The organism is Croceicoccus mobilis, assembly GCF_001661965.1.
GTDB lineage: Bacteria > Pseudomonadota > Alphaproteobacteria > Sphingomonadales > Sphingomonadaceae > Croceicoccus > Croceicoccus mobilis.
This window is the reverse complement of record NZ_LYWZ01000022.1, coordinates 416,431-429,076: the sequence shown is the minus strand read 5'-3', so window position 1 is coordinate 429,076 and position 12,646 is coordinate 416,431. Positions and strand designations below refer to the sequence as shown.

General features: G+C 62.7%; 18 protein-coding genes. 12 read left to right on the top strand and 6 right to left on the bottom strand.

All coding sequences use genetic code 11. The features are described from left to right. Positions 1 to 76: 76 nt before the first annotated feature. The 3 genes from spt to A9D13_RS09540 form a co-directional block, all read right to left on the bottom strand. A complete protein-coding gene (gene spt, locus A9D13_RS09550) occupies positions 77 to 1,336 on the bottom strand; it encodes a serine palmitoyltransferase (protein ID WP_066772827.1) in 1,260 nt (419 codons plus the stop codon). A gap of 5 nt (positions 1,337 to 1,341) precedes the next feature. Next, positions 1,342 to 1,581: an acyl carrier protein gene (locus tag A9D13_RS09545; protein WP_066772825.1), complete on the bottom strand. Its 240-nt coding sequence runs from the start codon at positions 1,579 to 1,581 to the stop codon at positions 1,342 to 1,344. 132 nt (positions 1,582 to 1,713) lie between these two features. After that, positions 1,714 to 2,094 carry a response regulator gene (locus A9D13_RS09540; RefSeq protein ID WP_066772823.1) on the bottom strand — a complete coding sequence of 127 codons (381 nt, stop codon included), beginning with the start codon at positions 2,092 to 2,094 and terminating at the stop codon, positions 1,714 to 1,716. Between the two features lie 85 nt (positions 2,095 to 2,179). Here A9D13_RS09540 and A9D13_RS09535 point away from each other — a divergent pair, with 85 nt between their 5' ends. The 5 genes from A9D13_RS09535 to A9D13_RS09515 are packed head-to-tail and all read left to right on the top strand — an operon-like array spanning position 2,180 to position 5,502. Beyond that, positions 2,180 to 2,458: a DUF3572 domain-containing protein gene (locus tag A9D13_RS09535; protein WP_066772821.1), complete on the top strand. Its 279-nt coding sequence runs from the start codon at positions 2,180 to 2,182 to the stop codon at positions 2,456 to 2,458. A 10-nt stretch (positions 2,459 to 2,468) separates the two neighbouring features. Next, positions 2,469 to 3,143 (top strand): HAD family hydrolase, encoded by a 675-nt coding sequence (locus tag A9D13_RS09530; protein ID WP_066772819.1) that lies wholly within the window; start codon positions 2,469 to 2,471, stop codon positions 3,141 to 3,143. Further along, complete coding sequence (locus A9D13_RS09525) at positions 3,140 to 3,610, top strand: RidA family protein (RefSeq protein WP_066772817.1); 471 nt, start codon at positions 3,140 to 3,142, stop codon at positions 3,608 to 3,610. Before A9D13_RS09530 ends, A9D13_RS09525 begins: the two co-directional genes overlap by 4 nt. A 3-nt stretch (positions 3,611 to 3,613) precedes the next feature. Further along, positions 3,614 to 4,354, top strand: coding sequence for a glycerophosphodiester phosphodiesterase family protein (locus A9D13_RS09520; RefSeq protein ID WP_066772816.1), 741 nt, complete (start codon positions 3,614 to 3,616; stop codon positions 4,352 to 4,354). Next, on the top strand, positions 4,351 to 5,502 hold the full coding sequence (locus A9D13_RS09515; RefSeq protein ID WP_066772815.1) for a GNAT family N-acetyltransferase: 1,152 nt from the start codon (positions 4,351 to 4,353) through the stop codon (positions 5,500 to 5,502). The genes A9D13_RS09520 and A9D13_RS09515 overlap by 4 nt, the downstream gene beginning before the upstream one ends. 3 nt (positions 5,503 to 5,505) lie before the next feature. Here the strand turns inward: A9D13_RS09515 and A9D13_RS09510 are convergent, their stop codons facing one another. After that, on the bottom strand, positions 5,506 to 5,805 hold the full coding sequence (locus A9D13_RS09510) for an SEL1-like repeat protein (RefSeq protein WP_082922341.1): 300 nt from the start codon (positions 5,803 to 5,805) through the stop codon (positions 5,506 to 5,508). Between the two features lie 318 nt (positions 5,806 to 6,123). Between A9D13_RS09510 and dksA the strand changes: the two genes are divergently transcribed. The 4 genes from dksA to A9D13_RS09490 all read left to right on the top strand — a co-directional run bounded on the left by dksA (position 6,124) and on the right by A9D13_RS09490 (position 9,126). Then, positions 6,124 to 6,591, top strand: coding sequence for an RNA polymerase-binding protein DksA (dksA, locus tag A9D13_RS09505; protein WP_066772811.1), 468 nt, complete (start codon positions 6,124 to 6,126; stop codon positions 6,589 to 6,591). 224 nt (positions 6,592 to 6,815) lie between these two features. Next, on the top strand, positions 6,816 to 7,175 hold the full coding sequence (locus A9D13_RS09500) for a PilZ domain-containing protein (protein ID WP_066772809.1): 360 nt from the start codon (positions 6,816 to 6,818) through the stop codon (positions 7,173 to 7,175). A gap of 59 nt (positions 7,176 to 7,234) precedes the next feature. Then, positions 7,235 to 8,692 carry an ABC transporter substrate-binding protein gene (locus tag A9D13_RS09495; protein WP_066772807.1) on the top strand — a complete coding sequence of 486 codons (1,458 nt, stop codon included), beginning with the start codon at positions 7,235 to 7,237 and terminating at the stop codon, positions 8,690 to 8,692. A 53-nt stretch (positions 8,693 to 8,745) separates the two neighbouring features. Then, on the top strand, positions 8,746 to 9,126 hold the full coding sequence (locus A9D13_RS09490; protein WP_373288730.1) for a DUF4112 domain-containing protein: 381 nt from the start codon (positions 8,746 to 8,748) through the stop codon (positions 9,124 to 9,126). A 17-nt stretch (positions 9,127 to 9,143) separates the two neighbouring features. Here A9D13_RS09490 and A9D13_RS09485 read toward each other — a convergent pair whose 3' ends face one another. Beyond that, positions 9,144 to 9,311, bottom strand: coding sequence for a DUF1674 domain-containing protein (locus A9D13_RS09485; protein ID WP_066772805.1), 168 nt, complete (start codon positions 9,309 to 9,311; stop codon positions 9,144 to 9,146). 81 nt (positions 9,312 to 9,392) lie between these two features. On the opposite strand from A9D13_RS09485, the gene A9D13_RS09480 reads away from it, so the two are divergent. Next, complete coding sequence (locus A9D13_RS09480; protein WP_066772803.1) at positions 9,393 to 10,649, top strand: RsmB/NOP family class I SAM-dependent RNA methyltransferase; 1,257 nt, start codon at positions 9,393 to 9,395, stop codon at positions 10,647 to 10,649. Between the two features lie 6 nt (positions 10,650 to 10,655). On the opposite strand, the gene msrA is transcribed toward A9D13_RS09480, so the two are convergent. Beyond that, positions 10,656 to 11,198 carry a peptide-methionine (S)-S-oxide reductase MsrA gene (gene msrA / locus A9D13_RS09475; RefSeq protein WP_066772802.1) on the bottom strand — a complete coding sequence of 181 codons (543 nt, stop codon included), beginning with the start codon at positions 11,196 to 11,198 and terminating at the stop codon, positions 10,656 to 10,658. A gap of 78 nt (positions 11,199 to 11,276) precedes the next feature. Here msrA and aguB point away from each other — a divergent pair, with 78 nt between their 5' ends. Beyond that, positions 11,277 to 12,131, top strand: a complete 855-nt coding sequence (gene aguB, locus A9D13_RS09470; RefSeq protein WP_066772801.1) for an N-carbamoylputrescine amidase — start codon at positions 11,277 to 11,279, stop codon at positions 12,129 to 12,131. Beyond that, the gene (gene folK, locus A9D13_RS09465) at positions 12,132 to 12,641 is read left to right on the top strand and encodes a 2-amino-4-hydroxy-6-hydroxymethyldihydropteridine diphosphokinase (RefSeq protein ID WP_229665220.1); all 510 of its coding nucleotides are present in this window, start codon (positions 12,132 to 12,134) and stop codon (positions 12,639 to 12,641) included. Positions 12,642 to 12,646 lie beyond the last annotated feature (5 nt).

Sequence of the window (12,646 nt, the reverse complement as noted above, 5' to 3'; positions counted from 1 at the left end):
AACATACCCCCTGCCACCCGTCGTGGCGGAAGTTGTCTCATAACAAAGGCGGGGCCGCAACGGGCCCCGCCAAAGATCAGATGATGCCGGTTTTCTTGCCTGCTGCCTCGAACATGGTCAGGATCTGGCCGACCTGTTCCTCGCTATGCTCTGCGCACAGCGAACAGCGCAGCAGCGTCATGCCTGCAGGCGTTGCCGGCGGCCGCGCGAGATTGACGTACAGCCCTTCCTTCAAAAGCGCTTCCCACATTCCCGCACCACGCTCCAGGTCGGGCATGATGACGGCGATGATCGCGCTTTCCGGCTCCTCGGTGCCAAGCGTGAAGCCCAGGTCCTTGAGCCCCTTGTGAAGGCGCTTGGAGTTCGCCCACAGATGCTCGCGCTTGTCGCCAGCATCCATCAGCTTGCGGATCGAAGTCGTCGCCGTCGCCACCACGCTGGGGGGAAGCGAGGCGGTGAACACATAGGGCCGGCAAACGAGGCGCATGATCTCGAACTTCGGGTGGTTCGAAACGCAGAAGCCGCCAACCGTGCCGACCGACTTGGAGAAAGTGCCGATCACGAAATCGACATCGTCGAGCACGCCCTGATCCTCGGCCACGCCGCGGCCGTTGGGACCGATGAATCCCATCGAATGCGCTTCGTCGACCAGGATCATCGCGTCGTATTTCTTGGCGATGGCGATCATTTCCTTCAGCGGGGCGATATCGCCCAGCATGGAATAGACGCCTTCCAGCACGACAAGCTTGCCCGCGCCTTCGGGAATGCGGCGCAGACGCTTTTCCATCGCCTCGAGATCATTGTGCTTGAACGGCACGACCTCCGCATTGCCCAGCGCGCAGCCATCCCAGATGGAGGCGTGGCTGTCGATGTCGAGGACGATGTAATCGCCCTTGCCCGCGATGGTGGAGATGATGCCGAGATTGGCCTGGTAGCCGGTCGAGAAGACCATGGCATGATCCATGCCGTAGAATTCGCACAGCGCCTTTTCGGTTTCCTTGTGACCGACATAGGTGCCGTTCAGCACGCGGCTGCCGGTGGTGCCCGACCCGAAATCAGCGAGCGCGGCCTGACCCGAGGCGATCACGTCGGGGTCGAAGGTCATGCCCATGTAATTGTAGGTGCCCAGCAGGATCGTCTCGCGACCGTTGCAGATCGCGGTAACGGGGGAGAGCACCCTCTCCATGACGAGGCCGAACGGGTCCTCGAACCCGGAGCCCAAGAGATCCTCGCGCTGCTTGATCAGGGGATCGAATTTGGAGAACAGGTCCTTCGAACCTTCGGCGGTCTCGGGCAGGCTCTCGGGCTTGTCGGGCTGGCTGATCGCGTCGCTCATCTGTTTCAGCCGCGCAGTTTCGTCACGGCATCGATCAGCTGGCCGTAATTCTCGATCTCGGCCTGCTGGTTCATCGTGATGATGATGTCGAACTCGTCCTCGATCGCGGCGACGAAATCCATCACCGTCAGGCTGTCCCATTCGAGATCGCCTGCAAAGGTCGTGTCCTCGGTGACGGTGACGCCCTTCTTGTTGAAGGGTTCGATCAGCGCATCGATGCGGCTTTTGGTTTCTTCGCGGTCCATGTGGTCCTGCCAGTGGCGTGAGTTTCTATTGGCCACGTGGCAAAGACGTAGCGAAGGCCCGTGTCAAGCACTGCCGCAGGTCGTGCCTGGTATCAGGAGGCGGAAAATCGCCGGATCGCAGCGATTTGGCGGTCAGGCCGCAGCGCGTTTGTCCACCAGCGAATTCACCGCGTTCATGAAGCCGTTGATCGAAACGGGCTTTGACAGATAGCCATGGGCACCCGCCGCACGGATGCGTTCCTCATCTCCCTTGCCGGCATAGGCGGTCACCGCCAGTACCGGAACCGAGGCGAGCCGCTCATCGAGTTTTAGCGATTCGATTAGCGAGATGCCCGAGATATTGGGAAGCTGGATATCCATGATGATGAGGTGCGGTTCAAAGGCCAGCGCCTCTTCGATGGCGGCAAGTCCGTCGGCAACGGGCTGCACGGCAAAGCCATGCGCCTTGAGGAGGTCGCAGAAGAGCTTCCTATTCAGATCGTTGTCTTCGACAACGAGAACCCGTAATTCCACGGCTAACCCCCTAGCGGATCGACGAAATGAGTGCGATGCGCGACCAAACGTGTAGGAGGTCGAGCCGCGCTCGACAACAGTGTTTATGGATTCTGAACGGCCCGATGCAGCGACTGTTGCGCTCATGGCACTTTCATGGGTGCTGAGCGACGACGACAGGGCGCAGCGCCTGCTCTCGCTTACGGGGATGGATCCCGATCATCTGCGCTTCGCTCTCAGCGATCCGTCCGTTCTCGGATCGGTTCTCGATTTCCTCGCGAATCACGAGGGCGATCTGATGGCGGCATCCGAAGCGCTCAGCCTATCGCCCGAATCGATCATCGCGGCGCGCAACGTGCTGGCCCCGCCCGACTACGAGATGTAAGGGGGCGCCAATGGCTGACACGATTTCCGATTCCGCCCCTGTTTCCACCACCCGTCCGCTGGTCATCACCGATTGCGACGAAGTGCTGTTGCGCATGGTGGTCCATTTCCGCGAATGGCTGGCCGAGGACCATGCGATCGACATGAGCGTCGAGCATGGTTTCGCCGAAGCGCTGCGCCACCGCGACGGCACGGTCCTAGAACCCGATGAGGTGTGGGAGAAGCTGGGCGCCTTCTTTGACGACGAGATGCACCGGCAGGACGAAGTGCCCGGCGCCATTGACGCGATCCGCACGCTGGCCGGACATGCCGAGGTTGTCGTGCTGACCAATCTCATGGATTTCCGGCGCGAAGACCGCATGCGCCAGCTCGCGCAGTTCGGCATCGACATTCCGGTCTATACGAACCAGGGGCCCAAGGGTCCGGCCCTGCGCCGTATCCTCGATGAGCGCGGCAGCGATGCGGCGGGCAATCCGCGCCCTGCCTTTTTTATCGACGATCTCGCCGTGCATCACGCCTCGGTCGCGCAATGCGCGCCCGATGTCATCCGCCTGCATCTGGTGGGTGAACCGGCGGTCGCACCGCATGTCGATTGCGCGTTCAAGGCGGGCGACGCACATGCCCGCATCGACGATTGGCAGCAGGCCCTCCCGTGGCTGCTGGATAGGATCAAGGAGTTTTCATGAGAGCGAAGAGCATCGACAAGCGGCTGGCGGAGCTGGGAATCAAGCTTCCCGAACCGGCGGCGCCCGTGGCCAGCTATGTCGCGGCGGTTGAACATGGCGGGCTGCTGCATGTTTCGGGCCAGCTTCCCTTCATCGATGGCCAGCTGGTCAAGGGGCGGCTGGGCGAAAGCGTGACATTGGATGAAGGCGTTGCCGCTGCGCGCGCATGCGGCATCATGATCCTGGCCCAGGCGAAAGCGGCGCTCGGTTCGCTCGACCGGGTGGAGCGGGTGCTGAAGCTGGGCGGTTTCGTCAATTCAACCGGCGATTTCATTGACCAGCCCAAGGTCGTGAACGGCGCATCCGACCTGATGATGGAAGTCTTCGGCGACATGGGCCGCCATGCCCGCAGCGCGGTCGGCGTGCCGATCCTGCCGCTGGGCGTTCCGGTCGAGGTCGACGCCATCATCGCGGTGAAGCCGGAGTAAGCCTTGCGGCCGGCGTCCTCCGCTTGGCTGAGCGATTGGGTCTATGCTCATCGCGGCCTGCATGCGCCCGATGGCTGGCTTGAAAACTCGCTGCCCGCGGCTCAGGCCGCAATGGCGCGGGGCCTTGGCGTCGAATGCGATGTGCAACTTAGCCGCGATGGCGAGGCGATGGTCTTCCATGACTGGACGCTGGACCGCCTGACCGGCGAAGACGGTCCGGTACGCAAGCGCAGTGCGAAGGAACTGGGCCAGATCGCCCTGAACCGTGACAGCGGTGCCATCGCGCGGCTGGATGAATTGCTAAACCTGATCGCGGGTCGCGTGCCCCTGCTGGTCGAGGTGAAGTCGCGCCCTGATGTCGACTGGCTACCGCTGGCACGCGCCACGGCGCGCGCGGTTCGCAGCTATCGCGGACCGGTCGCTTTGATGAGCTTCGACCCGCGCCCGATGCGCTGGCTGCAGGCCCGCGTGCCGCATTCGCCTATCGGCCTCGTGAACGGTCGCCGCGAATTTCGGGCATCTGGCTTGGCCGGGCAATTCGGCGCGCAGCGGGCCCTTGCGATTTCGCGGCTGGATCCCGATTTTCTGGCCTGTGATCTCAATGACCTCCCCGATCCGCTTGTCGCCCGTTACCGGCGCGAAGGGCTTGCCGTGCTGGGCTGGACCGCGCGTAGCACGCGTCTTGCCGCCCGTGCGGCGCGCTTCTGCGATGCGCCCATCGCCGAAGGAGAAGGGCTGAGGTGAGCGAAGGCGATCTCGCCATCCGGCTGGCGGGTGCCGTCGGCGCCATCGATGAAAGCGAGTGGGACGCGCTCGAGCCCGGCGGCAATCCGTTTACAAGCCACCGTTTCCTGCAACTGCTCGAAGAATCGGGCAGCGTCGGTCCCGGCACGGGCTGGGCGCCCGCGCCACTGGTGCTGGGTGATGGCGTCACGCCGATCCGGGCGGCACTGCCTGCCTATCTGAAATCGCATAGCCAGGGCGAATATGTTTTCGATCACGCCTGGGCCGATGCTTGGCATAGGGCGGGGGGCAGCTATTACCCCAAGCTGCAGATCTCGGTTCCCTTCACCCCGGCGACCGGCCCGCGTGTCCTGGCGGCCTGCGAGGACGATGCCCGGCTGATGCTACGCGGAGCCGAGGCGCTGGTGACGAGCGAGGACCTCTCTAGCGCCCATGCGACCTTTATCGCGCCAGAACAATTGCACCTGTTCGAAGAGGCGGGCTGGCTGATCCGTGAGGATATCCAGTTTCACTGGTCGAACGATGGTTTTCAGGATTTCGACGCCTTCCTCGCCACGCTCGCCTCCCGCAAGCGCAAGGCGATCCGCAAGGAACGCGCCCGCGCCGTCGAAGGCCTGCGGATCGAAAAGCTTTCCGGCGATGGCTTGCGACCTGAACATTGGGATGCGTTCTGGATGTTCTATCAGGATACGGGCGCGCGCAAATGGGGCCAGCCATATCTCACCCGTGAAGCTTTCGACCTTATGGGTCAGCGCATGGCAGAAGAGATCGTGCTGATCCTAGCCTACGAAGATGACGCCTACGAAGACGACATGCCGGTGGCAGGCGCCCTGAATTTTGCTGGACCGGAAGCTCTGTACGGCCGCTATTGGGGTACCGTGATCGACAAGCCGTTCCTGCATTTCGAGCTGTGTTATTATCAGGCCATCGATGTCGCCATCGAGCGCGGTCTGAAACGGGTGGAGGCTGGCGCGCAAGGCTCGCACAAGCTGGCGCGCGGATATGAGCCGGTCGCCACCCATTCGGCCCATTTCATCCCGCATGATGGTTTCCGCGCCGCCGTGGCCGATTATCTCGTGCACGAACGCCACGCGATGGGGGCAGAGCGCGAGACCTTGCGCTCGCTTGCCCCGTTCAGGCGGAGTTAGCGTTCAATGACGAGCGCGCGCTTCCTTTAGCCATGCGCGGGCACGGCGCTGCGCTTCGGCGATTTCGCGCGCGCTCATCTCCTCGGCGACCTCGGCGCGGCAGTTCGATGCATCCTCATGGCCGCGTGCGGCGGCGAGGTTGAACCATTTATGCGCTTCGATCATGTCGCAGCCGATGCCATGGCTGCCGGTCGAGAAGGCGCAGCCGAGCGAAAAGAGCGCGTCGTCGTCACCACGTGCAGCCAGATCTCCGTAAGTATTTAAGAAATCGGTGTTCTTTGCCTGCGTGCGGGCAAATGCCATCGCCCGGTCCAGCGCATCATGATCGAGGTAACCCATCACTCTAAACCCCCTGTGAAGCGCCTTCCCCCTTTGGCGGCGCGAGGGAAAGCCTCGCTCACAATGGTCAACAAGCCGTTAATGATAGTTGCGCAAAGTCAATGCGAAGCGACAAACCTGGAACGATCACTTTGTTCGGCATAGCTTAATCTGTGCATGGTATTACTGAAATTCGAGAGATGCGCTTGTGCCCGAATCGCCACCGATCTATAGGGCCGCGCGTGTGGGGATCGAATTTGGGGGTCGCCGGTCGGATCATCGGCTCCCTCACGGAGAAAATGGATGGCGACAAGCTTGAGCGTTTCGGCGGGTAACTTCGACGATCTTGCGGCAGCCCGCAACGCAATGACGGGGGATTACGTTCCAAGTGCGGACGAGCCTTACATGGGCCCGGAGCAGCTGGAATTCTTTCGCAACCTTCTGGTCGAATGGAAGCAATCGATACTCGATATCTCGGCAGGCACGCTGCAGAACCTGCAGGATGGCCCGATCCGTGAGCCCGATCTCAACGATCGCGCATCGAGCGAAACCGACTGGGGCATCGAACTTCGCACCCGTGACCGTCAGCGCAAGCTGATCTCGAAGATCGATTCGGCGCTGCGCCGCATCGACGAGGGCGAATACGGCTATTGCGAAGTCACCGGCGAACCGATCGGCCTTGGCCGCCTGATTGCCCGTCCGATCGCGACCATGACCGTGGAGGCCCAGGAGGCCCACGAGCGTCGCGAGAAGATTTCGCGCGACGACTGACGTCTTTTTTCGAAAGCGATGGCGCCGGGCCTTTTCGGGTCCGGCACCCTCATGCGTTAACCATATCCCCTTATGTCCCGATGCGGCACAGCAAGTTGCCGTTGGGGATAGTCCGAATGCGCTTTAGACTTTCTTAGCTCTCTTTCTTTAGTGAGGTCATATCGCCGCGGACAGAAGAGCATCTCTGTTCGTGAACGGATACGCTGTCCCCAGGGAAACGCGCGATGATCGACCGCCACGAAAACCGCAGGCATGGCCGCGACTCGCTGTTCCTCGTCGCAGAGATGCGACTGGAGCGCGATGGCGCTCCTTTTGAGGTAAAGCTCCGTAATATCTCGGATTCGGGTGTCATGGCCGAAGGGGCCATGCGCGTTTCGCGTGGCACGCGGGTCTATGTCGACCTGCGCAATGTCGGCCTGGTCGGTGGCCAGGTCGCCTGGGCGGCTGGTGACCGTTGCGGCATCGCTTTCGACGAACCGATTCGCGCAGCCAACGTCCAGTTTCCGGTCGCCGATGTCGATCTTCCCGAAAGCGAGGACGAAAAAAACGACGTCTCCGCATCGTCCCGCGACAGCGAAGACTGAAGTTTCACAACCTTCAAACCCATGCTGACCTTGTCTCTGCCGCTTGCTAGACAGGCGGTATGAGGACTCTCCTTACCCTGCTTGCCGCATGTGCCGGCCTCGCTGTCTCGGGTTGCGGCAGCGACAATGGCGCAGCCGTCGATGTCGTGCTGATCGGTGATGCCGGAAAGGCGCAATCCGATGACATGCCGCTGGAGCAGGCGGCCGCTATCCTGCGCGCAGCCACGCACGAAGGGCTCGTCTCGTTCGACGCCGAGGGGCGCATCTCTCCCGGCTTGGCGGAAAGCTGGATCGTGACGGACGACGGCCTGAGCTATATTTTCCGCCTGCGCGAGATGGGCGACGCAGAAGGGGAGGCGATTCTGGCGTCCGACGTGCGCAAGGCGCTGGACGAACGCATTGCCCGGCAGGACGGACAGGCGCTGGGCCTCGACCTTGGCCTCATCGAAGCGATCCATGCCCGGACCCGCCGCGTGATAGAGGTGCGCCTGACCCAGCCGGTCCCCGAATTTCTCAACCTGCTTGCAGGGCCCGAACTCGCGCTCGACACGGAGGGCCAGCCCGATGCCATGCGGATAGAGGCCGATGGCGATGCCTTCTCGCTGCTGCCGCCGATGGTCGCGGCCGACAATATGACCAGCCCTTGGCTCGGGGCAGAAGCGCTCGAAATCAGGATCGATCCGCCGAAACAGGCCGTCGATCTGTTTCAGTCGGGCGGTGCCCAGATCCTGCTCGGCGGCGGTATAGACGCGCTGCCGCATGTGCAGAAGGGCGGCCTTTTGCGCGGTGCAATCCGGCTCGATCCGGTGCTGGGCCTTTTCGGACTGGGCGTGGCGCGGCACGAGGTCGGTTTCCTGTCGAACCCCGAAAACCGCGAGGCGGTTGCCATGGCGATCAATCGCGGGGAGCTGATCGAACCCTTCAATGTCGGCGGCTGGGTGCCCACGACCCATATCGTCCCGACCGCACTGCCCGATAGCCGGGCGCCGACCGACAGGCGCTGGAGCGGGCTATCGATGGAGGAGCGGCAAAACGTGGCAAGGGCGCGGGTACAGGCGTGGATATCTGCCAATGACGCCATTCCTGCGCTGACAATCGACCTTCCGCCGGGGCGGGGCGGGGATGTCCTGCTGGCTCAGCTGCAGCGTGACCTTGCGGCGATCGGCCTTTCGCTCGAAAGGGCTGGCGAAGCCGATGAATCGGATTTCTGGCTGATCGACGAGGTTGCGCGCTATCGCATGGCGCGCTGGTATCTCAATCGGCTCAACTGCTCTGTCACGCGTGCTGCCTGCAGCGAGGAAGGTGATGCCTTCGTACGCGCGGCCAATACCGAAGCCGACGATGCACGGCGCCGCGCATTGATGGCGCAGGCCGAAAGGCTGATCGAGGAGGCAGGAGGTTATATTCCGCTGGGTCCGCCGATCCGTTTTTCGCTCGTGCGCGGCTCCATCGATCGCTTCGCGGTGAACCCGCTGGGCGTGCATCCCTTGTCTCAGCTCGCTCTTGACCCCACCTAGGGGGCATGATGGATGAGGACAGGATGCGCGAACAGGCGCGTTTCGACAGTCAGATGGTCGGGCTTGGCACCGACCCCCGGTCGATCCGTCAGCGGGTCGAAATGCTGGAACAGGTGCTGGAGCGCAGCTTCCGCATTCCCGGTATCAATTATGCCGTGGGCCTTGATGCCGTCGCGGGTCTGATCCCGGTCCTTGGCGATATCATGACGGCGGCCATGGGCGCCTATATCGTATGGGAAGCGCGCAATCTGGGCCTGCCGAAATGGCAGCTCTGGCGCATGGGCGCGAATGTCGCTGTCGATACGGCCATTGGCGCAGTGCCGGTTGTGGGCGATGCCTTCGACCTGCTGTTCCGGTCAAATACGAAAAACCTGCGCATCATTCGCAAGCATCTCGACAAGCATCACCCGGAAACGCGGGTCATCGACCAGTAATCAAAGGTCGCCAGCGTTCAGAAATCGATCGCGATCCCGTCCTTTTCCCAGTCGCCATAGCGGGTGGGGTCGGGGCGTTCGGCGTCCTCATGCCGGGATCCCTGACCCGGCTTGGGCGCGGGTTCGCTGGTCCAGTGAGCGGGCTTCTTGAACTCTTCGGGGCGTTGCGTTGCGCGTTTGATCATGGATGCAAGATGGCGCGACTGGCGCCGCTGTTCAAGTTTGGCTAGGCGGTGCGCCTCAACTTCCGCACTTCAGGAACCCCAGTGAGCGACATTTCCGGTCTCCCCGCGCGCAAGGCCGCGCTCCAGATCCTCGACGCGGTGACGCGCCGGGGTGAAACGCTCGATATTGCGATGCCGCGTGCGGTGGGCCGCATGCGCGGTGCCGATGCGGCGCTGGCGCGCGCCATCTCGGCTGAGGTGCTGCGCTGGATGGTCGATCTCGATACGCTGATCGACAGCGCCACGCGCCAGCGGCTGCCCGATGATGCCAAGGCGCGTATGGTCCTGCGCATCATGCTGGTGCAGGCATTGCGGCTGGAAACTCCGGGCCATGCCGTGGTCGCGACCGGCCTGCCCTTGCTGGCGGGCGGTCCGCGTCGGCTGGCGCATGGCGTGTTCTCGGCGCTGATGCGGAAGAATGCCAAGCTGCCCGAGGCTCCTACCCTGCCTGAAAACGTGGCCAGCCGCTGGCAGGCCGCCTGGCCCGATCGGGTGGACGCGATCGCCGCAGCCCTCGCGTCGCCGCCGCCGCTGGACCTGTCGCTGCGCGAGCCGGCGGAGATCGAGAATTGGGCGCAGCGTCTCGATGCCGCCAAGGCCGGTCCTGCAACCTTGCGCCTCCCGCGCGGTCACGCGGTTGAAGGGCTGGACGGTTTCGAAGAGGGAGCATGGTGGGTGCAAGATCTCGCCGCCTCGCTCCCAGCGTCTTTGCTGGGCGAGGGGCAGGGGCGCGAGGCGCTGGACCTGTGTGCCGCGCCCGGAGGCAAGACGTTGCAGCTTGCCGCTGCGGGCTGGGATGTCACCGCTCTCGATATTTCGGACCGGCGGCTGAAGCTGCTGAAGGAGAATCTGAAGCGGACCGGGCTGAAGGCCCGCAGTGTTACCGCCGATGCGCTCAAATGGGAGCCGGACCAGAAATTCGATGCAATTCTGCTGGATGCGCCATGCACGGCAACCGGGACCTGCCGCCGCCACCCTGATGTACTGCATCGCATCTTTCCGGCCCAGATTGGCGAACTGGCTGAATTGCAGCGAGCGCTGATTGAACGCGCCGCCACATGGCTGAAGCCCAATGGCCAGCTGGTCTATGCTGTCTGTTCGCTGGAGTCCGAGGAAGGCGAAGAGCAGGCACTCTGGGCCACGCAGTCGCTCGATCTGGAGCTTGTCCCGGTGAAGGCCGAGGAATTGCCCGAGAGCGTGAGCCCCACCGCAGAAGGCTGGCTGCGTACCGATCCCGGCATGCTGGCAGACAGCGGCGGGATGGACGGCTTTTTCGCCGCCCGTTTTACCCGCCGCTGATCCTGTCTATTCGGCCGGTGTCTTTGACCGATTGGCAAAGCTCTTGCGGAGTTTCGCCAGCTTGGGTGGAATGACGGCAAGGCAGTAGGGGTTACGCTGCCCGTCGCCTTCCCAATATTCCTGGTGGTAGTCCTCTGCCGGATACCACTGGGTCGGTTCCTCGATGGTCGTCACCACCGGCAGGTCGCGCTCGTCCTTGGCACGGCGGATGGCGGCCTCGGCCCCTGCCAGCTGCGCTTCGTTCAGCGGAAAGATCGCGCTGCGATACTGGGTGCCGATGTCATTGCCCTGACGGTTCAGCTGGGTCGGATCATGCGTCCCCATGAACACGTCGAGCACGTCGGCATAGCTGATGACATCGGTATCGAATGTTACGCGGATCGCCTCGGCATGGCCGGTTTCGCCGCTGCACACCTGCTTATAGGTCGGGTTTTCGACCGTGCCGCCGATATAGCCGCTTTCAACCTCGCTCACGCCGATGACATCGCGGAACACCGCTTCGGTGCACCAGAAGCATCCGCCTGCGATGATCGCCTGTTCTTCACTCATGCAAATCTCCTTGGGGCTCCAGATAGGAACGCATGCCTGCCCTTGCCAGTGCCCGCGCCGGGTCATAACTGATGGGTCATGAGCACAATCACCGTCGCCGCCCTGCAATGCGCCCTTGGATCAGAGGATGAGCAGGAGAATATCGCCAAGATCACCGGACTGGTGGAAGAGGCCGCCGGAAAGGGCGCGCAGATCATCCTGCCGCCCGAACTTTTCTCCGGCCCCTATTTCTGCCGCGAGGAGGACGAGGCCCTGTTCGCATTGGCGCGCCCGACGCATGAGCACCCCTCGGTCATCGCCATGCAGGCGCTGGCGGCAAAGCTGAAGGTCGCGATCCCGACGAGCTATTTCGAGCGTGACGGGCACCATTATTACAACACGCTGGCCATGATCGGCGCCGATGGCGATATCATGGGCACCTATCGCAAGAGCCACATACCCGACGGACCGGGATACGAGGAAAAATACTATTTCCGCCCCGGCAATACCGGTTTCAAGGTGTGGGATGTCTTCGGCACCCGCATTGGCGTCGGGGTGTGCTGGGACCAGTGGTACCCTGAATGCGCGCGCGCCATGGCGCTGATGGGCGCGGAAATGCTGTTTTACCCCACGGCCATCGGGTCGGAGCCATATGATGCCGATCTCGATACCAGCCGCATGTGGCGGCGCGCGATGATCGGGCATTCGGTATCGAACTGCATGCCGGTGATCGCGTCGAACCGTATCGGCAAGGAAGGCGAGCACCAGACCTTTTACGGGCACAGCTTCATTTCCGACGAATGGGGCGATCTGGTCGCCGAATACGGGCGTGAGGAAACGGGCGTGCTGGTCGAATCGCTCGATCTTTCCCGTGCTGCCACGCACCGGGCCGGCATGGGCTTTTTCCGCGATCGCCGTCCGCAGCTTTACGGCCGCCTGGCCGAGGATATCTGATTGGACGATCCCGGCAGCGACCATCTCTATCTGCTCGCACTTGGATCCAACATGCGTCATGTGCAGATGGGGTCGCCGAGGCAGATAATCGATACCGCTTATGCACGGCTGGATGGCGCGCCCGGGCAGGTGGTCGCGCGTTCGCGTACCCTGCGCTCTGCGCCGATCGGGCCATCACTCAGGCAATATGCCAATGGCGCATGCCTTTATCTGACGCAGCTTGAGCCGCGCGCCCTTCTCCGCGAGTTGAAATCCATCGAGAGCGAATTTGGTCGCAAATCCGGTGGCCAACGCTGGCGTGCAAGGGTGCTGGATCTCGACATCATCCTGTGGAGCGGCGGCGCTTATGCCGATAAAGCGCTTTTGATCCCGCATCCGGAATATGAGACACGCGATTTCGTCCTGCGTCCCGCAATGCAGATCGCGGGCGATTGGCGCGATCCAATCGGTGGACTTTCCATAAGACAGGCACATGCCCGCTTGACCATCCGCCGCCCCCTGCCTAGGTGACCGCA